Source organism: Phenylobacterium sp., assembly GCF_016793285.1.
GTDB lineage: Bacteria > Pseudomonadota > Alphaproteobacteria > Caulobacterales > Caulobacteraceae > Phenylobacterium.
This window is the reverse complement of the sequence record NZ_JAEUMO010000202.1, coordinates 1-24,302: the sequence shown is the minus strand read 5'-3', so window position 1 is coordinate 24,302 and position 24,302 is coordinate 1. Positions and strand designations below refer to the sequence as shown.

Annotated in this window: 24 protein-coding genes; 12 read left to right on the top strand and 12 right to left on the bottom strand. The window is 70.5% G+C overall.

Annotated elements, in window-relative coordinates; translation table 11 throughout:
- Positions 1-218 (top strand): cytochrome P450 (locus JNL41_RS17470; protein WP_293477171.1); only part of this gene is annotated, 218 nt, incomplete at its 5' end.
- A gap of 94 nt (positions 219-312) precedes the next feature.
- Here JNL41_RS17470 and JNL41_RS17465 read toward each other — a convergent pair.
- The 3 genes from JNL41_RS17465 to JNL41_RS17455 form a co-directional block, all read right to left on the bottom strand.
- Complete coding sequence (locus tag JNL41_RS17465; RefSeq protein WP_293477170.1) at positions 313-1,422, bottom strand: aromatic ring-hydroxylating dioxygenase subunit alpha; 1,110 nt, start codon at positions 1,420-1,422, stop codon at positions 313-315.
- Positions 1,423-1,620: 198 nt separating this feature from the next.
- Positions 1,621-2,229, bottom strand: coding sequence for a PEPxxWA-CTERM sorting domain-containing protein (locus JNL41_RS17460; protein WP_293477169.1), 609 nt, complete (start codon positions 2,227-2,229; stop codon positions 1,621-1,623).
- Between the two features lie 171 nt (positions 2,230-2,400).
- Positions 2,401-5,109, bottom strand: a complete 2,709-nt coding sequence (locus tag JNL41_RS17455) for a winged helix-turn-helix domain-containing protein (protein WP_293477168.1) — start codon at positions 5,107-5,109, stop codon at positions 2,401-2,403.
- A gap of 301 nt (positions 5,110-5,410) precedes the next feature.
- On the opposite strand from JNL41_RS17455, the gene uvrB reads away from it, so the two are divergent.
- Positions 5,411-7,672: an excinuclease ABC subunit UvrB gene (uvrB, locus tag JNL41_RS17450; protein WP_293477174.1), complete on the top strand. Its 2,262-nt coding sequence runs from the start codon at positions 5,411-5,413 to the stop codon at positions 7,670-7,672.
- A gap of 12 nt (positions 7,673-7,684) precedes the next feature.
- Here uvrB and JNL41_RS17445 read toward each other — a convergent pair whose 3' ends face one another.
- A complete protein-coding gene (locus JNL41_RS17445; protein ID WP_293477167.1) occupies positions 7,685-8,560 on the bottom strand; it encodes a helix-turn-helix domain-containing protein in 876 nt (291 codons plus the stop codon).
- Between the two features lie 343 nt (positions 8,561-8,903).
- Between JNL41_RS17445 and JNL41_RS17440 the strand changes: the two genes are divergently transcribed.
- A complete protein-coding gene (locus JNL41_RS17440) occupies positions 8,904-9,194 on the top strand; it encodes a hypothetical protein (protein WP_293477166.1) in 291 nt (96 codons plus the stop codon).
- A 125-nt stretch (positions 9,195-9,319) separates the two neighbouring features.
- Here JNL41_RS17440 and JNL41_RS17435 read toward each other — a convergent pair whose 3' ends face one another.
- Complete coding sequence (locus JNL41_RS17435; RefSeq protein WP_293477164.1) at positions 9,320-9,586, bottom strand: GNAT family N-acetyltransferase; 267 nt, start codon at positions 9,584-9,586, stop codon at positions 9,320-9,322.
- Positions 9,587-9,649: 63 nt separating this feature from the next.
- On the opposite strand from JNL41_RS17435, the gene JNL41_RS17430 reads away from it, so the two are divergent.
- Entirely contained in the window at positions 9,650-10,252 is a 603-nt protein-coding gene (locus JNL41_RS17430) for a DUF3617 family protein (RefSeq protein ID WP_293477163.1), read from the top strand.
- 82 nt (positions 10,253-10,334) lie between these two features.
- On the top strand, positions 10,335-10,823 hold the full coding sequence (locus JNL41_RS17425; protein ID WP_293477162.1) for an SRPBCC family protein: 489 nt from the start codon (positions 10,335-10,337) through the stop codon (positions 10,821-10,823).
- A 25-nt stretch (positions 10,824-10,848) separates the two neighbouring features.
- On the opposite strand, the gene JNL41_RS17420 is transcribed toward JNL41_RS17425, so the two are convergent.
- The 5 genes from JNL41_RS17420 to flgK form a co-directional block, all read right to left on the bottom strand.
- On the bottom strand, positions 10,849-12,039 hold the full coding sequence (locus JNL41_RS17420; protein WP_293477160.1) for an acetyl-CoA C-acyltransferase: 1,191 nt from the start codon (positions 12,037-12,039) through the stop codon (positions 10,849-10,851).
- An 87-nt stretch (positions 12,040-12,126) separates the two neighbouring features.
- Positions 12,127-12,324 (bottom strand): hypothetical protein, encoded by a 198-nt coding sequence (locus tag JNL41_RS17415; RefSeq protein ID WP_293477159.1) that lies wholly within the window; start codon positions 12,322-12,324, stop codon positions 12,127-12,129.
- An 11-nt stretch (positions 12,325-12,335) separates the two neighbouring features.
- Positions 12,336-13,517 (bottom strand): tRNA 2-thiouridine(34) synthase MnmA, encoded by a 1,182-nt coding sequence (gene mnmA, locus JNL41_RS17410; protein WP_293477172.1) that lies wholly within the window; start codon positions 13,515-13,517, stop codon positions 12,336-12,338.
- 63 nt (positions 13,518-13,580) lie between these two features.
- Positions 13,581-14,510 carry a flagellin gene (locus tag JNL41_RS17405; RefSeq protein ID WP_293477158.1) on the bottom strand — a complete coding sequence of 310 codons (930 nt, stop codon included), beginning with the start codon at positions 14,508-14,510 and terminating at the stop codon, positions 13,581-13,583.
- A 12-nt stretch (positions 14,511-14,522) separates the two neighbouring features.
- Positions 14,523-16,619: a flagellar hook-associated protein FlgK gene (gene flgK, locus JNL41_RS17400; RefSeq protein WP_293477157.1), complete on the bottom strand. Its 2,097-nt coding sequence runs from the start codon at positions 16,617-16,619 to the stop codon at positions 14,523-14,525.
- 532 nt (positions 16,620-17,151) lie between these two features.
- Between flgK and JNL41_RS17395 the strand changes: the two genes are divergently transcribed.
- The 4 genes from JNL41_RS17395 to JNL41_RS17380 all read left to right on the top strand — a co-directional run bounded on the left by JNL41_RS17395 (position 17,152) and on the right by JNL41_RS17380 (position 21,327).
- On the top strand, positions 17,152-18,660 hold the full coding sequence (locus JNL41_RS17395; RefSeq protein ID WP_293477156.1) for a flagellar hook-length control protein FliK: 1,509 nt from the start codon (positions 17,152-17,154) through the stop codon (positions 18,658-18,660).
- Positions 18,661-18,664: 4 nt separating this feature from the next.
- Entirely contained in the window at positions 18,665-19,423 is a 759-nt protein-coding gene (locus JNL41_RS17390) for a flagellar hook assembly protein FlgD (RefSeq protein WP_293477155.1), read from the top strand.
- Between the two features lie 51 nt (positions 19,424-19,474).
- Complete coding sequence (locus JNL41_RS17385) at positions 19,475-20,872, top strand: flagellar hook protein FlgE (RefSeq protein ID WP_293477153.1); 1,398 nt, start codon at positions 19,475-19,477, stop codon at positions 20,870-20,872.
- 167 nt (positions 20,873-21,039) lie between these two features.
- Complete coding sequence (locus tag JNL41_RS17380) at positions 21,040-21,327, top strand: DUF1153 domain-containing protein (RefSeq protein ID WP_293477151.1); 288 nt, start codon at positions 21,040-21,042, stop codon at positions 21,325-21,327.
- Positions 21,328-21,403: 76 nt separating this feature from the next.
- On the opposite strand, the gene JNL41_RS17375 is transcribed toward JNL41_RS17380, so the two are convergent.
- Positions 21,404-21,760: a RusA family crossover junction endodeoxyribonuclease gene (locus JNL41_RS17375; RefSeq protein WP_293477149.1), complete on the bottom strand. Its 357-nt coding sequence runs from the start codon at positions 21,758-21,760 to the stop codon at positions 21,404-21,406.
- A gap of 80 nt (positions 21,761-21,840) precedes the next feature.
- On the opposite strand from JNL41_RS17375, the gene fumC reads away from it, so the two are divergent.
- Genes fumC through JNL41_RS17360 form a run of 3 tightly spaced genes read left to right on the top strand, consistent with a single transcriptional unit; the run spans position 21,841 to position 23,815 of the window.
- Complete coding sequence (gene fumC, locus JNL41_RS17370; RefSeq protein ID WP_293477147.1) at positions 21,841-23,232, top strand: class II fumarate hydratase; 1,392 nt, start codon at positions 21,841-21,843, stop codon at positions 23,230-23,232.
- Between the two features lie 37 nt (positions 23,233-23,269).
- Positions 23,270-23,506 (top strand): type II toxin-antitoxin system CcdA family antitoxin, encoded by a 237-nt coding sequence (locus tag JNL41_RS17365; RefSeq protein ID WP_293477145.1) that lies wholly within the window; start codon positions 23,270-23,272, stop codon positions 23,504-23,506.
- Entirely contained in the window at positions 23,507-23,815 is a 309-nt protein-coding gene (locus tag JNL41_RS17360) for a CcdB family protein (RefSeq protein ID WP_293477143.1), read from the top strand. It abuts the gene before it with no gap.
- Positions 23,816-23,818: 3 nt separating this feature from the next.
- On the opposite strand, the gene JNL41_RS17355 is transcribed toward JNL41_RS17360, so the two are convergent.
- The coding region (locus JNL41_RS17355; RefSeq protein WP_293477141.1) for a polyprenyl synthetase family protein at positions 23,819-24,302 on the bottom strand (484 nt) is incomplete at its 5' end.

Genomic DNA, 24,302 nt, shown 5'->3' with positions numbered 1-24,302 from the left:
CCGACCGCTTCGACATCACCCGCAAGCATGTGCCGCACATGGCCTTCGGCGGCGGCGCCCACATCTGCATCGGCGCGCCGCTGGCGCGCATGGAGGGCCAGGCCGCGCTCCTGAAGCTCTTCGCCCGTTTCCCGGACCTGAAGCTCGCCGACCAGGACCTCAGCTACCGCGCCCTCCCCGGCTTCCGCGGCGTCGAGCGGCTGATCGTCGAGCCGTAGCGGCGCGCCGCAGGCCGAAACTGGAAACCGCGGGACACGCGGAAACTGCGCCGATTCCGCGTATTCCGCGGTTCACTCCATGGACGCTCCGCGCCTACTCTGCCGCCCGCGCCCCGCCCGTCATCGCCGTCAGCTTCTCCGCGAAGCTCTTCAGGCACACCTCGCTCGGCGCCAGCGGCCCGGTCTCGTAGCCCGAACTGGCCATCCCCTCCTGCACGCGCGCGATCAGCACCGTGTCCTCGGCGTTCACCTGGCGGTTGATGCGCCAGTTCAGATACCGCGCCGCCTTCGCCTCGCGTCGCGCGTCGGGCCGCACGTAGGCGATCTCGCGGATCATCGTCTGCGTGGGCGAAACCGGGATCCACTGCATGAAGTCGATCTGGTCCGGGTAGACGTCGAAGGCGATGTTCGGCCAGAGCTTGTAGTAGTTCCACCGCCGCTGCGCCCGGCCCTCCAGGTGCCCGAACTGCGGCAGCAGCGCCTGGTAGCCCCGCTCCACCCAATTCGACGACGGCGTCTCGACGATATCGCCCCACATCTTGTCGACCCACGGCCTGGCCTCGATGCCGTAGCTGGAGCCGAACAGCCGCGTCAGCCCCGGGTGCGCCACCGGGATGTGCAGGCTGTCCGAATAGTTGTCGCCGACGTTCTTCCAGTTCACCGGCCGCGGCCGCAGCGTCACGCGCCCTTGCGGGACCAGATCCGCCGGGCAGTGCGGCGCGAGTTCTTCGGTGTAGGGCGCCATCATCTCGGCCACGCTCGGCAGCCCGGCCGCGAACCGCACGAACACGAAGCCCAGGTAGACCTCCTGCTCCAGGGCCTTCAGGCCATGTTCGGCCGGGTCCAGCCCCTCGAACCCCTGCCACGGCGGCACGTTCGCCAGCCGCCCGTCCAGCCGGTAGCTCCACGCGTGGTACGGGCACACGATCCGGCGCCCGCAGTTCCCGTGCGTCCCGTCCGCCAGCCGCGACGCCCGGTGCCGGCAGACGTTGTGGAACGACCGGACCTCCCCGTCGTCGCCGCGCACCGTCAGCACCCGCTCCCCCAGGAAATCGAACGCCTGGTAGTCGCCGGCCTCAGGGATGTCGTTCAGATGGCAAACCACCTGCCACGCCGTCCGGAACACGGTCTCCCGCTCCCGCGCGAAGAACGCCGGGTCGGTGTACATCCAGGCGGGCAGGCTCTCGGTCGGCGGCGACGTCATGGCCGCGTTTTTCCCACGGCATGGGATCGCTGTCAGCCGGCGGGGAGGTGTTGCAGTCGCCTATGCGCCAGGCGCGGCGCCCGGGTCCGCCTCATGTTCCGGCTCCTCGCGGGACACTCTGGAAACGCGGCCGCGAGCAGAAACGCCCCGCCGGCTTGCGACGGGGCGTCCCGGGGCGGATCGAAAGGGTGCGTTCGATCACGCGGCCTCGACGGGTTGCGCCCAGCGCCGGCGCGACCGCAGCGAGGCGCCGAGCCCGGCGAAGCCGGTCAGCATCAGGGCCCACGCCGCCGGCTCCGGCACGCCGCCGCTCACGTCGCTGCGGCCCACGACGCGGAAGTTCAGGTCGCAGGATGTGCAGCCGCTGAGGCTCCGGGTGGCGTGGCCGCCGGCGTAGGCGTCGCCGCCGTACACGGCTGCGACCTTGAAGCTCGAGGTGGAAAGCGCCGCGGTATAGATCGCCCCGACCGTCAGGCTCACGCCGCTGAAGTCGGTGTCCACGATCACCGGCGCGTCGAGGGTCGACGGCAGCACGGACGGCAGCGTGAAGATGCGCGACGCCAGGAGAGTCCCGCCGACGCCGTCGCCCGCGTAGAGGCGGAGCGTGATCGGCTCGTTCGGCGAGCCCGGGTTGATGTCGCTGTAGGCGAACCCGATCGAGATGAGGTCCGTGTCGATCGCCGTGAAGGTCTGGCCCAGCGGCGAGAAGGCGGCGATCGAGGCGTCGAAAACGCCGGCGGTGTTCTCGATGACCGCGGCCTGGGCGGCGCTGGCCGCGCAGGCGGCCGCGACGACGCCTGCCGTCATTAGAGGGACTCTACGCATGACTTACCCCGTGCCTGCCGGCGAGATTGAGATCCGCCGGCTCGATCCTGGCGGCCCAGCGCCGCGCAACAGCACGGGCACGCTAGGAACCGGTCCGGACGGGCGTCCTCACGCGCATCTCAAGAAATTCTAAAGGCTGGCCGCCGGCGCCGCTCAGGAGGCGAGTTTTTCGCGCAGCCGGCGATACGCGCGCACCTGGTAGGCTTCGGCCCTCGGCTTGGCGAACGCCGGAGCGGCGGCATCCAGCGCGCGGCGGGCCGCCGGCAGGTCGCCGCGCGCGAAGGCGACCTCCGCCTGGGCGAGGTCCAGGTTCGCGCCCCAGTCCGGGTCGCCGGCGAGCTGGGCCACCGCCTTGCGGTCGATGCCGGCCAGGCGTGCGGCACCGGCCTCGATCTGGCCGTCGGCGATCAGGCAGGCGCCCCAGGCGTAGGCGACGGCCCCCTCGAGCCCGGAGCCCGGGAAGGCCGCGCGGGCATGGCGCCAGCCCTCGGCGAACTCGCGGAGCGCCTCGCTCCGTCGCCCCGAGCGGCACTTGGCCGAGGCCCCGTCGGTCAGCGAGGCGAGCGCGAAGAACGAGCGTTCCCCCTGCTTCCTCACCGCCACCGCGTGGACGCGGGCCGTATCGGCGATCGCCGCGTCCCAGCGCTCCAGGGCGCCCTCGGACTGGGCCCGGGTCGACAGGAGCTGGAGCGTCATCTCGTGCTCGGGCCCGAGGACCGACTGGATCTTGGGCAGGAGGCGGTCAGCCTCCTCCACCGCCTCGGCATGCCGCGCCTGGATCATCAGCGCCTGCGCCAGGTTCATGCGCACCATCAGCACGTCGGGGCCGTCGGGGCCTTCCAGCCGCGCGTAGCCGTCGGCCAGCCGCCGGAACATCGCGGCCGCACCCTGGCCGTCCCCCAGCCGGATATGCGCGAACGCCACGCGCTGCAGGAAGGTCAGCCGTTCGCCGACGTCGAAGAGGTCCGGATGCGCGTCGGCGGTGCGGGACGCCCGGCCGAACTGCTCCGCCGCCACCTTGGCGTCGTCGCCCACCAGGGCCGCCATGCCGCGCGCCGAGGCCAGCCAGACGACCAGCGCCGGCGGGGCCGGCCGCATGGAGTCGATCGCTGGCCCCTGTTCGGCGATGATGGCCCGGGCGCGCGCCAAACCGCCGCCTTCATAGGAGCGCGCCTCCATCATCGCCGTCTGCAGGCGCACGATGCGCGTGGGTGTCGCCTCCGGGCCGGCCGCGACCTGCCACAGGGCGAGCGAGCGGGCGTACTCCACGCGGGCGTCCGGCCAGTCGCTGCGCCGGTCGAGGGCGCGGGCGATGGTCTGGTGCAGTTGGGCGGCGACGCCGGGTTCGCCGGCGAAGCGGCGGTCAATGGCAGGGGCGGCCGCCTTGACCGCGGCCACCAGGCTCTCGTCGGCTTGGCCGCTCCGGAACGGGCTGGAGCGCGCCAGCAGGTCGTTGGCCAGGAAGCCGCTGACCTGCTGGGCCACGTCGCGGTCCCGGCGGGCCTGCAGATAGAGCGCACTGCTGGCGACGGCGCCCGTGGCCAGCGCCGCGCCGGCGAGCACGACCCACGGCCGGCGCGCCCGCGTCCTCTCCACCGCCGCGGCCAGGGCGGCCCGCTCGACCGTTTCGGCCTCGCGCGCGACGCGCGCCTCGCGACGCCCATCCAGTGTGCGCAGCCGCTCCGCGAGTTCGGCCGCCGAGCCCATCCGGTGCTCGGGACTGCTGGCCGCCGCCGCCGCGATGTCCTCCCGGAGCAACGGGTCCTCGACGTCGCGCTCCCATCCCGCGGCGAGCGGCCGCGAGAAGTCGCCGACCACCAACTGGTAGAGCAGCACGCCCAGGGCGAAGACGTCGCCGCCGACGCCGGCGGGGCCGCCAGCATGGCGTTCCGGCGCCAGGTAGAGCGCCGTGCCACCCAGGTTGTCGCCCTGTCCGTCCGCGTCCCCGAACCCCGCATTGGTGATGGCGAGCGCGGCCAGGCGCTCAGGCTCCACCAGGTCGGCGCTCCCGAAATCCACCACGGCGGCGCGCCATCCTGCATCGGTGGGCGAGATCGTGATGTTGGCGGGCTTCAGGTCGCGATGCAGCACGCCCATGGCGTGGGTGGCGGCCACCGTCTCGGCCACCTGCGCCGCCAGGTCCAGCCGGGTCGCGAGCGGCGTCGCCGCCAGTCCGCCCTGGGCGGCCGCCCAGGCGATCAGGTCGTCCCCGCGGTGCGTGATCTCGAGGAAGAACGGCGACGTCTCGAAGTTCCACTCCAGCACGGCCGCCAGGTCGGGCCGGTCGCCGAGCGTGGCCGCCAGCAGGCGCGAGAGCGCGGCCTCGCGCTTGAGGAGGCGGAGCTGGTCCGGCGTGTGCGCGAACTTGAAGACCCGCAGCTCGCCGGTCTTGGCGTGCGCGCCGATCCAGACCTCGGCGGTCTGCGAGGCGTCCAGGCGTCGGTCCAGCCGCCACTGGGCGCGGCCGGGCACGGCCTCGCCCGGCTGCAGGTCCAGGCCGGGTCGTGCGTCCGCCGCCTCCGAAACGGCGACGGGGCACGTCAGCCGGTAGCCGATCCGCGTCACGGTGGCGATCAGCTCGCCGCCGCAGGGGCCCAGGGCCTTGCGCAGTTTCGAGATCGCGGTCGTCAGCGATCCCTCCACGACGGTCGTCTCGGGCCAGACCGCTTCCAGGAGCTCGTCCTTGGTCAGCGCCTCGCCCGGTCGCCGCAGGAACTCCAGCAGTAGCTCGAGCGGCTTGATCTCGAGCTCGACCGGCCGCTCATCCACCGTCAGCCGCCAACGCGCCTCGTCGAACACGCACGAGGCGAAACGCCAGACGCGTCGGGACCCCGCATTGGAGAGGCGGCGGCTTTGGGTCAAAGACCAGCTCCAGCTTCACGGATGCGCGTACGGCTCGCCGTGCAGGCCCCGGGGACTATCCTGGATCGCCAAGCTCAAGCTGTCGACGGGTTGGCGCATCATCCCGAGAACCGAGCCATCGCGGCGCCGCCAAGGCGGCGGCGGCCGCACAAGCTGGCGCCGGCTCGCGGCGCGTGTATTTCGTGTTTTCCGTGGTTCAAACTCATGGGGCCTGCGGCGCGCGCCCATGCTGACACGCTGCTGTCAGCAGGAGTGTCGCAGGGTGTGGCGGCAAACCTCGGGAGCGCCTACGTTGGACGTCATGTCAGCCCCGCCCGCTTCAGGCGTCTCCGACATGTCGGCGGCGTTCGACTACGACGAGAACACCATGCCGATGCTCTGGAAGCCGCACCGTCCGGTGCGCCCGGAGAAGAGCGAGGGCGGGCGGAAGTTCAGGCTGTCGTCCGAGTATGCGCCGGCCGGCGACCAGCCGACCGCGATCCGCGAGCTGGTGGGCGGCGTCGACGGCGGCGAGCGCGACCAGGTGCTGCTGGGCGTCACCGGCTCGGGCAAGACCTTCACCATGGCGAAGATCATCGAGGAGACCCAGCGCCCGGCGCTGATCCTCGCGCCCAACAAGACGCTGGCGGCCCAGCTCTACAGCGAATTCAAGAGCTTCTTCCCCGACAACGCCGTCGAGTTCTTCGTCTCGTACTACGACTATTACCAGCCCGAGGCCTACGTGCCGCGGACGGACACCTACATCGAGAAAGACAGCTCCATCAACGAGCAGATCGACCGGATGCGCCACTCGGCCACCCGCGCGATCCTGGAGCGCGACGACGTCATCGTCGTGGCCTCCGTCTCCTGCATCTACGGCATCGGCTCGGTCGAGACCTACTCGGCCATGACTTTCGACCTGAAGCCCGGCGACCGGATCGACGAGAAGAAGCTGATGGGGGACCTCGTGGCCCTCCAGTACAAGCGCAACGATCAGGCCTTCGAGCGCGGCGCCTTCCGCCGCCGCGGCGACACGATCGAGATCTTCCCCGCCCACTACGAGGACCGCGCCTGGCGGCTCAGCCTGTTCGGCGACGAGCTGGAGACGATCACCGAGTTCGACCCGCTGACCGGCAAGAAGACCAACGACCTCGCCGGCGTGCGCGTCTACGCCAACAGCCACTACGTCACGCCCAGGCCGACGCTCCGCCAGGCGATCAACCAGATCAAGATCGAGCTCAAGGAACGCCTCGACTGGCTGGTGGCCAACGGCAAGCTCCTGGAGGCCCAACGCCTCGAACAGCGCACCACCTTCGACCTGGAGATGATCGAGGCCACCGGATCGTGCGCCGGCATCGAGAACTACAGCCGCTACCTCACGGGCCGTAGAGCCGGCGAGCCGCCGCCGACCTTCTTCGAGTACATCCCCGACAACGCCCTGCTGTTCGTGGACGAGAGCCACCAGACGGTGCCCCAGATCGGCGGCATGTACCGCGGCGACTACCGCCGCAAGTTCACGCTGGCCGAGTACGGCTTCCGCCTGCCGTCGGCGATCGACAACCGCCCGCTCAAGTTCGAGGAGTGGGACGCCATGCGGCCGGACAGCGTGTTCGTCTCCGCCACGCCCGGCCCCTGGGAGATGGAGCGCTCGGGCGGCGTCTTTGCCGAGCAGGTGATCCGGCCCACCGGCCTGATCGACCCGCCGGTCGAGGTGAAGCCCGTCAGCAAGGGCGGCTTCAGCCAGGTGGACGACGTCATCGACCAGGTCCGCCAGGTCGCCGCCAGGGGCTACCGCAGCCTCATCACCGTCCTCACCAAGAAGATGGCCGAGGACCTGACGGAGTACATGCACGAGCAGGGCCTGCGCGTGCGCTACATGCACTCCGACGTCGACACCCTGGAGCGCATCGAGATCATCCGGGACCTGAGACTCGGCGCCTTCGACATCCTGGTCGGCATCAACCTGCTGCGCGAGGGCCTCGACATCCCCGAGTGCGGCCTGGTCGCCATCCTCGACGCCGACAAGGAGGGCTTCCTGCGCTCGGAGACCTCGCTGATCCAGACCATCGGCCGCGCCGCGCGGAACGTGGACGGCCGCGTCATCCTCTACGCCGACAGCATCACCGGCTCGATGGAACGCGCGATGGCCGAGACGAAGCGGCGTCGCGAGAAGCAGGAGCAGTACAACCTCGAACACGGCATCACGCCCGAGAGCGTGAGGAGCCAGATCAAGGACATCCTCGCCTCCTCCTACGAGAAGGACCACGTCACCATCGCGGCCGGCGTGGCCGAACAGGCGGGCTCGGCCTTCGTCGGCAACAACTTCAAGACCACGCTCAAGGACCTCGAGACCCGCATGCGCGAGGCCGCCGCCAACCTGGAGTTCGAGGAGGCCGCCCGCCTGCGCGACGAGGTGAAGCGCCTGAAGCTGCTGGACCTGGAGTTCGCCGCCGATGCGCTCGCCGCGGGCGCCGACGACGGCGGCGAGGCCCGCGCCGCCGCCAAGCTGATCCGCGCCGAAGCCCGCGCCGAGAAGGCGGACGAGTACCGCAAGATGCGCGGCCGCCGCCGCAAGGGGCCTTAGCGCCGCCCCTGCCTACGACACCGGCGGCTCCGGGAGCTTGAAGGACAGCGGGATGCCCATGGCCACCTGCGCGGCGGCGGCGGCCTGCATCAGCGCCCGCGGCGTGGCGGCGTATTCGCTGGCGGTCATGCCCATGAAGTCCCGGAAGTCGCGGTTGAAGTGCGACTGGTCGTGGTACTCGAGGTCGATCAGCTCGCCGAAGGTCGGGTCGGGCGTCACCCGGATGACCCCGAGCGTGTAGAGGAACCGCTGCCGGCGCAGCAGCCGCTTGGGCGGAAACCCGAAGGCGCGCAGGCAGAGGCGGTGCAGATGCCGCTCCGAGACCGCCGCCATCGCCGCGAAGGTCGGCACGTCGCGCGGCTGGTGGCGCAGCGCATGGTCCACCGCCAGCACATGGGGCTCGGTCGGCGGCCGCCGCGCCAGCAGGTCCAGCAGCGCCCGGTCGAAACGCGCGACACCCGCCGCGTCGTCGTCGCCGTCGGCGACCAGCGCCGCCTGCAGGCCACGCACGTCCAGGCCGATCCGGTCCTCGGCGTCGACCACCCGGTTGGCGAGCTGGCTGGCTTCCGAGCCGATCAGCCGCGCCCAGCCGCCGGGCGTCAGGCCGAAGCCCACGGTCTTGCCGCCGCCCGTGACGATCCTGCCCGTCCGGTCGGTCGGCCCGAACAGCACCCGCTGCGCCGGCTCGGCCGGATCGCGCGGATCGTTCAGCACCATCCAGTCGCCGGACACGTTCAGCCGCAGGTTCCCCCATTCCGGATAGAGGAAGTCGGTCAGCGGCCCGCCCGCCTCCACGAAGTAGTAGAAGGTGACGTAGCGCTGCAGATCCTCGTGCGGGTAGTAGACCCGGACCGAGACCTCCGGCGCCTGCGGCGTGGCGACTGACATCACGCGATACAACCGGCGCCCCGGCGCCGTTCCCCATCCCCGACCGGGACCAGCCTGCCACGCCATCCCTTAAGGATTCTCGGACGGCCGGGCGGCTCCGGCCGGCTTCGGCGCGGCGCTCTGCGTTTCCGCAGCATTCCGCTGCGCGCAGTTAACTACATACCGTGTCTCAAAGTCCCCACTTGGCGGTTGCGACAGAGTTAACTGGCGCCGTTCGTGCGACTGACGGGGAACCTGTGCTGTCTCAGGACGTAAGTTGATACAGCCAGGGCAGTAGAGGCTTCGGGTCCAACCGGGATCTTCCGCCGTATCTGACCTTGGGGATCGAATGAGGTACTTGAAGATGTCTCCGTCTCTCAGCGTGGTCGCCGACAACGACCTGAAAGTCATCAGCACCACCAAGACCGAAACCGTGGCCGAGCGCGTGCGCCGGCTTCAGTCCGAGGCAAAGCAGCTCGCCAAGGATCATGTGAAGACGCTCACCAGCGCGATGGTGGACCTGGAGCAGCTCGCGGCCGAGATCGCCGACGGCGGCGACGCCTACGCGCCCGGCATCCGCGACGTCGCCCGTCGCCTGGTCGAGGACCTGGACAGCCGCGTCCAGACGCTGGAGGCCATCGTCGCCCGCACCTGACGCGGACGCCGATCCGGGTTTCTGCGGACGTGCCGGAACGGAGTGTCGGCGGGCGACGATCCCCGCCTGCCGAGACCCGGTCCCACGTCCGGGCGGGTTAACCAGTTCCCTCGCGCCTGCCGGCCTCAGGCCACCAGGTCGCGGAACTCGTCGCTGCGGCTGAGCCAGGCCGCCGCGAAGCCGCAGATGGGGGTGATCTTCAGGCCGCGGCGGCGCGCGTCGGCCGCGACGGCCTCCATCAGCCGGCCCGAAGCGCCGGAGCCCCGCAGCGGGACGGGCGTGTAGACGTAGTCGATGTAGAGGCGGTCGGGCGTTCGCCGGTAGTCGGCGTAGGACGTGTGGCCCCGCTCGACGTGCTCGTAGCGATCGCCCGTGTCGCGCAGTTCGGACATTGAACGCTCTCCTGACCCGGGTAGGTTCATGGGACAGATGTGAACGTGCCGGGAGAGATCAAGATGCGTCGAGTCGCCGTCGTTTGCGCAACCCTGACCGCCGGCGCCGTCGCGCTCGCGGCCTGTTCGAAGAAGGACGAGACGGGCGCGTCCGCCGGCGACGCCCCCGCCGCCGCCGCAACGGCGCCCGCCGCGATGACCGCGCCGCCCAGGCGCAAGCCCGGCCTCTGGAGCCACACCGTCCAGACGGCCGGCATGAGCCAGTCGACCAAGGTGTGCCTGGACGAGGACACCGACGCCAAGATGACCGTCTGGGGCCAGGCCGCGTCGAAGGAGATGTGCTCCGAGCAGAGCTTCGCCCCAGCGCCCGGCGGCTTCACCTTCAGGAGCGTCTGCAACATGGGCTCGAGCGGGACAATCACGTCGAACGGCAGCGTCACCGGCGACTTCGGCTCGGCCTACACGGTCAAGGTGAAGAGCTCGACGGCCGGCGCGGCATCCGCCCAGATGAACGGCGAGCACGACATGACCCTCACGGCCAGGTGGGAGGGCCCCTGCCCCGCCGGCATGAAGGGCGGCGACGTGAAGGTTCAGATTCCCGGCGGCCCCGAGATGACCATCAACATGGAGCAGATGACCGCCATGCAGGCGGGTGGCCGGAAATAGTTCCCGCCGCTGTCGGAACCGGCGCGCCGGCTTCGTCCTCGGGAGGCGAAATGCGACACGACGTCCCCCGAGGAGCAGCCCGATGACCCAGACCGTCCACCTGAAGCCCAACCACGACCGCGAGCTGGTGCTGGCCCGCATCCTCGACGCGACGCCCGAGCAGGCGTACCGCGCCTGGACCACGCCCGAGCGCTATCCGGAGTGGTTCTGCCCGAAGCCCTGGCGCGCCGAGTCGACCCGGATGGACCTGCGCCCGGGCGGCGTCTCGGAGGTCACCATGTACGGCCCCGACGGCGAGGTCTTCCCGAACCCGGGCCTCTACCTGGAGGTCGTGCCGAACCGGAAACTGGTCTTCACCGACGCCTTCACCGAAGGCTGGGTCCCGACCGAGGGCGGCGGCATGATGACCGCGGTGCTGACGTTCGAACCCGCCGAGGGCGGCAGGACCCTCTACGTCGCCCGCTGCGGCCACCCCACGGTGGAGAAGCTGAGGCAGCACGAGGAGATGGGCTTCCACGACGGCTGGGGCGCGGTGGCCGAGCAGCTCGAGCAGGTGGCGAAGACGATGTGACCGCTCCCCGTCCTGGGGAGGGCGATCACGCGATCTCCACCGCCATCGCGGTCGCCTCGCCGCCCCCGATGCAGAGGGTGGCGACGCCCTTCTTCAGGCCGCGGGCCTCGAGCGCCGCCAGCAGCGTCGCCAGGATGCGGGCCCCGCTGGCGCCGATGGGGTGGCCGAGCGCGCAGGCGCCGCCGTTGACGTTCAGCCGGGCGCGGTCGATCCCCAGGTCGCGCTCGGCGATCATCGCGACCACGGCGAAGGCCTCGTTCACCTCGAAGAGGTCGACGTCGTCCACGCTCCAGCCGGCGCGCTTCAGCGCCTTGCGCACCGCCGGCACGGGCGCGGTCGTGAATAGCCCCGGCTCGTGCGCGTGCGCCGCGTGGCCGGCGACCCGGGCGACGATCTTCATGCCCAGCGTCTTCGCCACGCTTTCGCGCGTCATGACGAGCGCCGCGGCGCCGTCCGAGATCGAGCTGGCGTTGGCGGCCGTGATCGTCCCGTCCTTGGCGAAGGCGGGACGAAGCGTCGGGATCTTGGCGAGGTCGGCCTTCAGCGGCTGCTCGTCGGTGTCGACGACCACGTCGCCCTTTCGGCCGCTCACCGTCACCGGCGCGATCTCGCGCCTGAACGCGCCGCCCTCGATGGCGGCCTTGGCCTTGGTCAGCGAGCCGATGGCGTACTCGTCCTGCGCCTCGCGGGTGAACTGGTAGGCCCGCGCGCTCTCTTCGGCGAACGACCCCATCAGGCGGCCCGGCTCGTAGGCGTCCTCCAGGCCGTCCAGGTACATGTGGTCGAACATGGTGTCGTGGCCGATGCGCGCGCCGCCACGATGCTTTGTCATCAGGTACGGCGCGCCGGTCATGCTCTCCATGCCGCCGGCGACGATCACGTCGACCGAGCCGGCCGCCAGCGCGTCGTGGGCGAGGATCGCGGCCTGCATGCCCGAGCCACACATCTTGTTGACGGTGGTGGCCTCCACCGACTTCGGCAGGCCCGCCCCCAGCGCCGCCTGCCGCGCCGGCGCCTGGCCGAGGCCGGCCGGGAGCACGCAGCCCATGACGATCTGCTCGACCGCGTCGGGCGCCACGCCGGACCGCTCGACGGCGGCCCTCACCGCCGCAGCGCCGAGATCGGTGGCCTTCGCCCCGGTGAGGCTGCCCTGGAAGCCGCCCATCGGCGTGCGGGCGTAGGCGGCGATGACGACGGGATCGGAGGTCTGGGTCATGGACCGCCATATAGCCTTCCCTCCCCTTGATGGGGAGGGACAGACCGCGCAGTGGGGAAGTCCCAAGAAGGGGAGGGCGATGCGCTCTTACGGCAGCCTCGTCGTCACGTCGCAGTAGGGCCCGCCATCCCGGATGGTCTTGTTGCGGTAGATCACGGCGCCGATCGCGTTCGGCCGCTGGCGGATCGCCTCGCAGAACTCCGGCCAGAGGTCGGATGGGACCCACAGGCACGGCGCGCGCGGATCCTCGTCGCAGGCGATGTCCACGAGCTGGCGCGCATCCATGCGGACCCCCGCTACAGGTTCCTGACCGTCCCCGCGATGAAGCCGCCGCCGAGCACGCGCGTGTCGTCCTCCGGAGCGTACAGCACGCAGGCCTGCCCGGGCGCGACGCCTTCCTCCGGCGTGCCGAACACGACGCCCGGGCCGCCGTCCACCACGCCCAGGCGCCCCGCCACCGGCTCCCGCGTCGAGCGCACGCGCGCCAGCACCGGGCGCTGGCGCTTCACCGCGTCCTCGATGGAGGGACCGTCGCCGATCCAGTTGGTCTCCTTCAGCGAGAGCGCGCGCGTCAGCAGCGCCTCGCGCGGGCCCACGACGACGTGGCGCCGGTCGGCGTCGATGCGCACCACGAACAGCGGGTCACCCACCGCCACGTTCAGCCCCCGGCGCTGGCCGATGGTGTAGCGGGTGACGCCCTCGTGGCGGCCCAGCACCCGGCCGTCCAGGTGGACGATGTCGCCGGGCTCGGCGCCGTGCGGGCGCAGGCGGTCGATCACGGTGGTGTAGCGGCCCTCGGGCACGAAGCAGATGTCCTGGCTGTCGGGCTTGTCGGCCACCGCCAGCCCGAGTTCGGCCGCCGCCGCCCGTACCGCCGGCTTCGGCAGGCCGCCCAGCGGGAAACGCAGGTAGCCGAGCTGCTCGGCCGTGGTGGCGAACAGGAAGTACGACTGGTCCCGCGCCGGATCGACCGCGCGGTGCAACTCCGGCCCCTGCGGGCCTTCCTCGCGGCGCACGTAGTGGCCGGTCGCCATGGCCTCGGCGCCCAGTTCGCGGGCGACGTCCAGCAGGTCGCGGAACTTCACCGTCTGGTTGCAGCGGATGCAGGGGATGGGCGTCTCGCCGCGCAGATAGCTGTCGGCGAAATCCTCGATGACCTGCTGCCGGAAGCGGCTCTCGTAGTCGAGGACGTAGTGCGGAATGCCGATCGCCTCGGCGGCGGTGCGCGCGTCGTGGATGTCCTGGCCGGCGCAGCAGGCGCCCTTCTTCTGGATCGCCGCGCCGTGGTCGTAGAGCTGCAGCGTCACGCCCACCACGTCGTAGCCCGCCCGCGCCAGCAGCGCGGCGGTCACGGTGGAATCCACGCCGCCCGACATCGCCGCCACGATCCGCGTCCCCGCCGGCAGGCGCACGGCTGCGCGCGCGGCCTCCACGAGGCCGTCGCTCAGGCGATCCGCGGTGAGCACAGGCGCGTTCATGGCGTCCATATAGTCCGCCCTCCCCATCATGGGGAGTGCGGCGACCTCCATGGAGGAGAGGGATTACTTCAGGATGTTCAGCAGCGACGACTGCTGCAGGGCCTGGAAGACGTAGGCCGCCGACTGCACCGAGAGCTGCGCCTGCTGCAGTTGCGCCGACGCCTCGGCCATGTCGGCGTCGGTGATGCCGCCCAGCATCACGGCCAGCGCGTTCTGCCGCGACTCGAGGTCGGCCGCGGTGGTCTCGAGGCGCTTCTGGTTGTTGCCGTTGCGCGCGGCGATCAGGGTGACGTCGCCGCGCACCTGATCCCAGGAGGCGAGCTGGCCCTCCAGGAAGGTGCGCTGCGCATCGGTCATCGCGCCCTGGAAGGGGCCGTTCACGCCCTCCTGGAACTGCTGGAACGCCTTGAACGCGTTCATCATGGCGACGCCCAGCTCGTCGGCCCGGACGCCGGTGTCGATGGTGCTCGACTCGTCCAGCTTGGCGGTCACCTGGAACTGGTCGTTCTTGAAGAAGGTGGAGATCGCCGGGCCCGCGGTGAGATCGGCGAGCCTGGTCACGGTCACCGGCTGGGTGTCGACCTGCCCGCCCGCGAACAGGTACTTGCCGCCGTAACGCGAATTCATCGCCTCGACGGCGTCGCGCAGTTCCGACTGGACGTCGGCGACCAGGGTGTCGACGCGGCCCGACGCCAGCGCCTCGGCGAAGGCCTGGCGCACGTTCTGGGCGGCGTCGGCGACGCGCACGATGCCCGTGTCCTGGGTCTGCAGCTTGTCGGTGAGCAGCTTGTTCTGCTCCTGGTACACGTCCAGGCGGGCCTGCACCCCGCGCATGGCGGTGATGAGCTCGGACGACCTGGCGTAGTCCTTGAGGTCCTGCCCGTTGCGCTGGGTGGCGACCTTGTTCCCCGCGTCGAGCTGGCGCTGCTGGGCGGCCAGCAGGTTGGTCAGGACGGCGGAGTAGTTGCCGGGCGTGGTGACGCGCGTGACCATGCTTCAGGCTCCTCAGAGCATGTTCACCAGGACGTCGAACAGCTCGTTCGTCGCCTGGATCATGCGGGCGGAGGCGTTGAACGCCTGCTGATAGGTGGTGAGGTTCACCAGTTCCTCGTCGAGGTTCACGCCCTCGACCGACTGGCGACGGTTGTTGGCCTCGTTGGCGACGGCCTCGGAACTGGACTTGCGGGTCTCGGCCGCGGCGGCCCCGCGGCCGACCGCGCCGCCGAACTCGGAGGCGTAGCGCGACACGGTCATGGTGACCTGGCCCAGCGAGCCTGCCTTCTGGAACAGCGTCGCGACCTCGCCGGCGTTGGCGAGGGCCAGCGCGCCCTGGCCGTCGCCCGGCCGCACCGCGACCTGGCCGACGGCGGCGGTCAGGTCCAGCTTGCCCAGCGCCATCTTGTTCGGATTGGCGTCGAGCGTCGGGTTCACCTGGAAGCGGCCGGCGCGCGCCTGGCGCTCCAGCGCGCCGAGCCCGAAGAGCTGGCTGACCGACGCGCCGCCCACGCCGCGCGCGGTGTTGTCGTTGATGACCGAGACCTGCGCGTCGAGCGGCGGGGCGCCGGTGAAGCTGAGCACGCCGTTGGGATCCAGGCTGAACGACCCGTACAGGCCGACGCCGTTGGCGTTGCTGTTCAGCGAATTCACCAGGTCGGCCATGGTCGGCGCCGCCGGGATGGTCACCGACACGTCGCGGACCGGTCGCCCGTCGGGCGTCGAAAGCCGCAGGTTGATGACCCCGCCCGGCGTGAATCCGTGCGCGTCGGTCGGCTGCAGGCCGGTGGCGTAGTTGGTGAAGCCCGTCTGCTTGATGAGGTCGTTCAGGCCGAAGAAGTGCGAGAAGCCGCGGCCTGCCTTCTGCGACGTGCCCTCGTCGATGGCCAGGCCGGCGCCGCCCGTGGCGTTCAGCGTCAGCGCTCCGCCGCTGAAGGTGGCGTTGCCGACGCCGGTCAGCGCGGTGTTCAGGCCCGCCAGGAAGGTCGCCGGCGTGAACGCCGCGCCTGCGCCGCCGTTCACCGAGATCGTCGCGTTCGTGAAGTCGATCGCGATCGTGCGCTGCAGCACGCCCTGGGCGTTGACGATGGCGACGGTGGACGTGCCGCTGAAGCCGCTGACCGCGGTCGGCAAGTCGAGGCCCGTGTCGCGGCCGGCCAGGGTGGCCGGCGGCGGATAGGCGGCGGCGTCGTTGTGGGCCGCGTTGAGCTGGTCGACCGCACGGCTCACGAACTCGCCCAGTTGGTCGTAGATCTTCGGCAGCTCGACGTCGCGCAGCTCCATCAGGCCGCGCATCTCGCCGCTGGTGATCTGGATCGGCTGCTGGTTCGAGCTGCCCGCGGGCTGGGCGGTGATGTAGGCCGGCGTGGAGTCGGTGGAGTTGTAGGTGAGCTTCGCGGCCTCGTCGCCCGCCAGCAGGACGCCCTCGACCGACCTCACGTCGACGCCGCCGCCGTTGCGCGGGCTCACCCGCACGTTCATCAGGCCGGCCAGTTCGTCGAGGAGCTGGCTCTGGATGTTCTCCGAGCCGGAGGAGTCGGCGCCGACGAGCGAGGCGCGCTTGATGTCGGTGTTGAGCTTGGAGATCTGGTCCAGGAGGTCGTTGGCGCGGTTCACGCCCGCATTGATCCGGGTCTCGACCGTGTCGCCCAGCGAGACGATCTGGTCGTTGATGCGCCCGGCCTCCGACAGGAAGTCCTCGACGTTGCCCAGCGCCTGGCTGCGCAGCAGCGTCGACGACGGATCGTCCGCGGCGGTGGTGAAGGCGCCGAAGATCTTGTCCAGCCGGTTGAAGAAGAAGCCGTCGGCGGAGGGGTCGCCGAACAGGCTCTGGGCGTTGTCCAGGTACTCGGCGACGGCGTTCCAGCGCTCCTTGTCCGAGGCCGCGCTCAGCGACGCGCTCTGCAGGTACTGGTCCGTGATCCGCTGGACGCCGTTGATGGCGACGCCCTGGCCCACGCCGTTGACCACCAGCGGCTGCTGGTTGAGGGCCTTGCGGACGTAGCCGGGCGTGTTGACGTTGGCGATGTTGTCGGACGTGACGCGCAGCGCCGCCTGGGCGGCGTTGAGGCCCGACGAGGCCGTGCGAAGGGTGGCGGTCAGAGACATGGATCAGGGCTCCGCCCGGCAAAGGCTGACGCGCGACCCGGCGGATTCTGCCGGGAGGCTGGTAAACGCACGCACGTCAGGCCGGAAATTCTTCAACAGATTCAGCATGGGCCCTCCTAGGCCCGGTTCGGTCGCCGAATCGGGGCGCAAGAGCCGGGCCAGAGCGGCGGGGCACACGCGCCCGCCCGCGCGACGTGCGGTTCCCGGCTGATCGCGCGCCTGCGCGGGCGCGCGGACCCGCGGATCGAGGGGCGAGGGTCAGGGATTCGCGACCAGGTCTCGCCGCGGAGCGTCTTCGACCTCGAGCCCCGCCGCTGCGAGGCCGCGTCCAGCCGGCAGGGAACGACCTACCGAGGCCTCGGCGGCTCGGCAAATTCCGCATCTCCAGGCCATACCGCCGGCCGGGCATCTTCATTTTCTCGTTATCGTTCAAACGACTACGTACTTGGCCCGCCGGTTGCTCAGCACTTGGCCGAATGAGCCCGGCGCAGGACGCGCCTGCCCTCGAGACACGAAGCATCCCGTCCAGGCCATGACTGCGCCGAGCCTCAACACTGCCACCGTCGCCCCGCCGGGCGCCCCCTCCGCCGCGGCCGCGAAGCCCGGCCAGGCGACCGGCGTGGGCCATGCGCGCGCCGGCTTCGACGCGCTGGTGGCCGCGCTGTTCCCCAACGTGCCGCCGGACGCCCAGCCGGCGACCTCGACCGGCGCCTCGCTCTTCGCGCCGCTGGCCGACGGCCAGTTGCTCGTGGAGGCCAAGGGCGAAGCCGTCAGCGACGACGACGCGAGCGCCGACCCCGAGGCCGACGCGGCCGAGACCGGCGCCGCGGCCGACCCCCAGGGCCTGGCCGCCTGCCTGCTGGCGACGCCGCGGCCCACGACCGAAGCCCTGCTGACGGCCAAGGCGCCGACCGCGGACGGCCGCCCCGGCGTCGTCCCCGTCGCCAGGGGCGCGGCCGAGCGCTTCGTCCCGACCCTGCCCGGCAAGACCGAACCCGCTCCCGAGGCGGCCGACGCCGGCGAAGACACCGCAGGCGCCCTGCCCGACCCGACCGCGAGCCTGCCGACCGCCGCGACCCGCGCCCCCGAGGCCGCGCCGCCCGCCTGGAGCCGCACCAGGGCTCCGGCCGCGCCCGCGCAGCCCGCGCTCGAAGCCGCCAATCCGAACGCCGACCTCGCCGCGAAGGCGACCACGGTCGACGCCGACGCCGAAGCCCAGGCCGCGCCGGCGACGACCCCCGCGCCGATCGCGCAGGCCGCCGCGGACGCCGCCAAGCTGCCGGCCACGCTCGCGCCCCCGCCCGCGGCCAGGCCGGAGCCCGCGCCCGTGAAGAGCGCCAGGTCCGAACGCGGGAAGAGCGAGACGACCACGCCCGACGCGCTGAAGCCGCTCGAAGCCGCCGACAAGCCCGTCCACGCCAAGGCCGCCGAGGGCGCCGCCAGGACCGCCTCTGCGGCCGTCGAAGCCGCCGAACAGCCCGAGGCGCGCGAAGCCAGGGCCGACACCGACAACAGCGACGCCGCCCTGCAAGGCGAGACCCGCGCCACGACGTCGTCGGCCGCCCCGGCGGCCCCCGCCGGCCACCAGGTCCGCGGCGCGCCCGAGACGGTCGCCAACCTGGCCGCCCAGATCATCAAGAAGCTGGAGGCCAGGACCACCCGCTTCGACCTCGAGCTGGATCCGCACGGCCTCGGCCGCGTGGACGTGCGCGTGGAGATCGGCGCCCACGGCAAGATGACCGCCTCGATGGTCTTCGAGAACCCGCAGGCGGCCCATGAGCTGAAGGCCCGCGCCGCAGAACTGCAGCGCACCCTGGAACAGGCCGGCTTCGACCTTTCCGGCGGCATGTCGTTCGACGTCGCCGACCAGGGCCGCCAGCAGGGCCAGTCCTGGCAGGACCAGGCCGACAACGGCCGCGCGTTCCGCGGCCAGGCGTTCCGCGCCGCCCTCGAGACGGCCGGCGATGCGGCCGACACCGCCAACCTGGGCGCGCTGCGCCTTCGACGCGGCGTGAACGCCGGCGTCGACGTGAGGATCTGAGACCATGGTCGACGCCGTTTCCGCCGCCGCCGCCACGACCGACTCCGGCGCCCTGGGCCGCGCGCGGCTGGCCGAGAACTTCGACACCTTCCTGTCGCTGCTCACGACCCAGTTGAAGAACCAGGACCCGCTGTCGCCGCTGGATTCCAACCAGTTCACGCAGCAGATCGTGCAGATGACCGGCGTGGAGCAGCAGCTCCTCACCAACGACCTGCTCAAGAAGCTGGTGTCGAACACCGGCTCGGGCGTCTCGACCGCCGTCGCCCTCATCGGCAAGGAAGTCCGCGCCGACTCCGACGTCGCGGCCCTCAAGGGCGGCAAGGCCGAGTGGACCTACATCCTCGACCGCGACGCCAGCGACGTGAAGCTCGAGGTGCTCGACGACAAGGGACGCGTGGTCAGCTCGGTCGCGCCGACCGACAACAAGGCGGGCGAGCACGCGTTCACCTGGGACGGCAAGAGCGCGGCCGGCACGCCGCTGGCGGAGGGAACCTACACCCTGCGCGTCACGGCCAGGGACAGCCAGGGCTCCTCCGTCACCTCGAACGTCGTCGCCGACGGGCTCGTCACGGGCGTGCAGCAGAAGGACGGCGTCACGCTCCTCACCATCAACGGCGCTCAGGTCCCCTGGGACACGATCGTCAGCATCCGCCAGCCGCCGGAACCCGTCACGACCGCCTCGAACGGCGCGTCGGGCAGCTCCGGCTCGAACACCACCCCCGACAACGAAGACGACGAAACGTCGTCTCCAGCGGCGGCCTAGCCGGCCGATTTCGCAGGACGCGAACCCGCTTCAGGAGAACGGAACTAAGCCATGTCGATCAACTCAGCCCTTCGCGCCGGCGTGTCCGGCCTGGTGGCCAACTCGTCCGCGCTCGCCGCGATCTCGGACAACATCGCCAACGTCAACACCACCGCCTACAAGCGCAACCAGGTGAACTTCGCCAACGTCGTCACCTCGCAAGCGGTGAAGGGGCAGTACTCGGCCGGGGGCGTCCAGGGAATCACCCGCCAGTTCGTCAGCCAGCAGGGGCTCATCCAGGCCTCCGGCAGCTCCACCGACCTCGCCATCTCGGGCGACGGCTTCTTCATCGTGGCCGACAAGGGCGCGGGCCTGACCGCTTCCGACGCGCGGAAGTTCACCCGCCAGGGCTCGTTCAGCGTCGACGCCGACGGCTACCTCGTCAACGACAGCAAGCTCTACCTGCAGGGCTGGCCGGCGCTGGCGGACGGCACGTTCGACGTCAGCCCGTCCGATCTGACGAAGATGAACTCCATCAACGTCAAGAACCTGGGCGCGGCCGTCGCGCCGACCCAGAACATCGGCGTCAGCGCCAACCTGAACAAGGTGGGCGTCGTCTCGGCCCAGGAAGCCGCCTACACCACCACCGGCGCGAACTCGATGGCCGCCTACGCCAACAACCCGGCGGGCGGCACCAAGCCCGACTTCGTCATCGAGATGAACGTCATCGACTCGGCCGGCGGCAGCCGCAAGGTCGCCATGGCGTTCCTGAAGGACGACGCCATGGCCCCGAACCAGTGGCACGCCGAGATCTACGCGGTGCCGGCCACCGACGTGGACAATGGCGGCGGCACGCCGGGGCAGCTCGCCAACGGCAATGTCAACTTCAACGCCGACGGCACCATCAACCTGACCACGAGCACCCTCTTCGGGATGGGCGGCACGCCCCGCGTGACGCTGGCCGCCTCGACGGCCGTGGGCACGGCCATGGCGCCGGCCTGGTCCGACGCCTCGGGCCTCGCCGCCCAGACCATCGACCTCGATCTCAGCAAGATCACCCAGTACGCATCGACGTCGACCGTCAACGCGATCAGCCAGGACGGCGCCGGCGTCGGCAACATCGTCGCCATCGAGGTCGACGAGCAGGGCGTGGTCTCCGCGATCTACGACAACAGCCAGATCCGCACGGTCGCCAAGGTCGGGGTCGCCACCTTCCCGAACTCGGACGGCCTGGCCGCGGTGAGCGGCAACGCCTACCGGCCGACGCTCGCGGCCGGCGAGTTCACCGTCAAGGAGGCCGGGGTGGGCGGCGCCGGCAAGATCTCGCCGTCGAGCCTCGAAGCCTCCACCGTCGACCTGTCCGCAGAGTTCACGGGCCTGATCCAGACCCAGAAAGCCTACTCCGCATCTTCGAAGATCATCACGACGGCCGACCAGATGCTTGAGGAACTAATCAACATCAAGCGCTAATACTAGGGATTAATAATCGACGTAACCTTTGGTTGAACTCTACTGTATTAAAATGGTACACGGGAGCGCCCACAATGAGGTCTTTCTTTACCAAGGCGATTCAGCGGCCGTTAGGGGGCCCTGGGTTACCTTCCGTCCAACAGCGATGGTGAGGCGGTAGAAAGCCGATGCTCCAACAACAACAGACGCGCACGAACAGCCGCGGCGAGACGTATGTCATCGGCCCGACGGGTGCGCCCCTGACGAAGAACGACCTGCCGCCGCCGAACACGGGCCGGTGGGTCATCCGCCGCAAGGCGGAAGTGGTCGCCGCCGTCCGCGGCGGCCTCATCAGCCTCGAGGAGGCCCTGGAACGCTACTCGCTGACCAACGACGAATTCCTGTCCTGGCAGCGCTCGATCGAACGTCACGGCATGGCCGGCCTGCGCACCACGCGCCTGCAGCAGTACCGCTGATCCCGCCCCGTCCCGACCGCCGGGACGGACTCGCGAGACTCCGGCCGCGCTCCCCCGAGCGCGGCCGGTTCGCGTTTCAGGCCATCCGCGTCACCCGGATCAGGATCCGCTCGCGCTCGCCCGGTCGCCGCTCGACGAGGAGCCGCGCCACCTGGGCGTCGTCGTGGAAGGCGTAGCCCTTGATGGCGTCCAGCAGCGCCTTGGCGAGGTTGTCGAGGTCGAGCCAGGGCGCTTCGCCCACGTACTCCATCGCGATCTCGACCGAGAAGTCGCCCCAGACCGGCCGCGAGCCGCGCCAGGCCTTGCGGAAGAACTCGTAGATCAGGGGCTTGTAGTACTTGGCCTGGGTGGTCAGCCCGTCGACCGTGATCTCGAGCAGGCCCGCCTCCTCGCGGGCGCGCACCTTGCCGTGCTGGGTCCAGGCGTCGGTCATCGCTCCGTCATAGCGGCCCCGCAGCTTGCAGTCTCCCGCCGGGGGGTTAAACCGGGGGCGCCGAGCCAGGGGGACCATCCATGACCGCGACCCGCATCGAAACCGACACCTTCGGCCCCATCGAGGTGCCCGCCGACCGGTACTGGGGCGCGCAGACCCAGCGGTCGCTCGGCAACTTCAAGATCGGCTGGGAGAGGCAGCCGAAGCCGGTCATCCGCGCCCTGGGCATCGTCAAGCGCGCCGCGGCCGAAGCCAACATGGAGCTGGGCAAGCTCGACCCCGAACTCTGCAAGTACATCGTCGCCGCGGCCCAGGAGGTCATCGACGGCAAGCTCGACGACCACTTCCCGCTGGTGGTCTGGCAGACCGGCTCGGGCACCCAGTCGAACATGAACGCCAACGAGGTGATCTCGAACCGCGCGATCGAGATGATGGGCGGCGTGATGGGCTCCAAGACGCCCGTCCACCCGAACGACCACGTCAACATGAGCCAGTCGTCGAACGACACCTATCCGACGGCCATGCACATCGCCGCCGCCGAGGAGGTGGCGCGCAGCGTGATGCCGTCGCTGGAGCACCTGCACGCGGCGCTGAAGAAGAAGTCGGCCGAGTTCGACCACATCATCAAGATCGGCCGCACCCACACCCAGGACGCCACGCCCCTGACGCTGGGCCAGGAGTTCGGCGGCTACTCGCACCAGGTCGCGATGTCGGTGCGCCGCATCAAGGAGACGCTCTACGGCCTCTACGAACTGGCCCAGGGCGGCACCGCGGTCGGCACCGGGCTGAACGCGCCCATCGGCTTCGCCGAGCTGGTGGCGAAGAAGATCGCCGACATCACCAAGCTGCCGTTCGTGACGGCGCCCAACAAGTTCGAGGCGCTGGCGGCGCACGACGCGATGGTATTCAGCCACGGCGCGTTGACGGCGGCGGCCGGCGCCCTCTTCAAGATCGCCAACGACCTGCGCTTCCTGGGCTCGGGGCCGCGCGCCGGCCTGGGCGAACTGGCGCTGCCCGAGAACGAGCCGGGCTCCTCGATCATGCCGGGCAAGGTGAACCCGACCCAGGCCGAGGCGCTGACCATGGTCTGCGCCCACATCATGGGCAACCAGACGGCGATGGCGTTCGCCGGGTCGCAGGGCCACTTCGAGCTGAACGTGTTCAACCCGGTGATGGCCTACAACTTCCTGCAGTCGTGCCGCCTCCTGGCCGACGGCGCGGTCAGCTTCACCGACAACATGGTCGCGGGCACCGAGGCGCGCGAGGACAACATCAAGGCCAACCTCGAGCGCTCGCTGATGCTGGTCACCGCGCTGAACGGCAAGCTCGGCTACGACAACTGCGCCAAGATCGCCAAGGCGGCGCACAAGAACGGCACGACGCTCCGCGAAGAAGCCGTCGGCGGCGGCTACCTCACCAACGAGGAGTTCGACGAGTGGGTCCGCCCCGAGAAGATGATCAGCCCGGGCTGATCGTGACGGGCGCGGCGAACGGGCCTATCCTCGCGGCATGGGCAAACCGGAACTCAAGATCGACCCGGAGTTGATCCAACAAGCACGGGCCGCAGGTGTGAACGTCGACTATATCGCCGAACGCGCGATCCGGCTTGAATTGCAGCGCGCGGATCCCGCAGGCGCCGAAGCTCGCGCGCGCAAATGGGCGGAGGAAAACGCTGAAGCGATCGCCGACTACAACCGCCGAATCCGCGAGCGGGGACTGATTGGCGACGAATTCCGGAAGTGGTGATTGCGACAGTTCGACCTGATCGAGAACTCATCTGACCGATCACGCGCGCACGCGCCCTACTTCGTTCTGATCCAATCGCATCTGTTCGACCCGCTGGAGAGCGTCGTCGTGGCGCCGGTCGTGCGGGATGCTAAGCGGAAGATGACAGGACTCGACCTGGCCGTTGAGATCGAGGGCGAGGCTCTGGTGCTCTCGGTAGGCGAGTTGTTCAGTATTGATCGCCGGTTGCTTCGGAAGGTGCGTGGCTCCGTGCTGGAGCACGAGGATGCGATCCGTCGGGCGCTGGACCGCCTGTTCTTCGGCTTCTGAGCCTCAAGCCCGGCGCATCACCGCGAAGTCGGCGAGGTCCTGGAGGGCGGGGCGCCAGCCGCCCCCGCCGTAGTCGCCAATGGCGGCCTTTGCGCCCTCGGCGTATCGGACGGCCAGCGCCAGGGTCTCGTCCAGGGCGCCGGTCTCGCGCATCAGCGCGCGGGCGTGGTCGAGGTCGCCCTCCTCTTGCTCGCGGCGGTCGATGGTGCGGACCCAGAAGTCACGCTCGCTGGCCGCCGTCCTCTGCATGGCCAGCAACAGCGGAAGCGTAACCTTGCCTTCCCGGAAGTCGTCGCCGGGGTTCTTGCCCAGGGTCGCCGCGTCGCCCGAGTAGTCCAGGGCGTCGTCGATGAGTTGGAAGGCCAGGCCCAGCTCCTGGCCGAAGCGGCGCATGGCGCGGCAGCGCTCGGGCGGGGCGCCCGCCGAGATTGCGCCGGCCTCGGCGGCGGCGGCGAACAGCTCGGCGGTCTTGGCCTTGATGATCTCG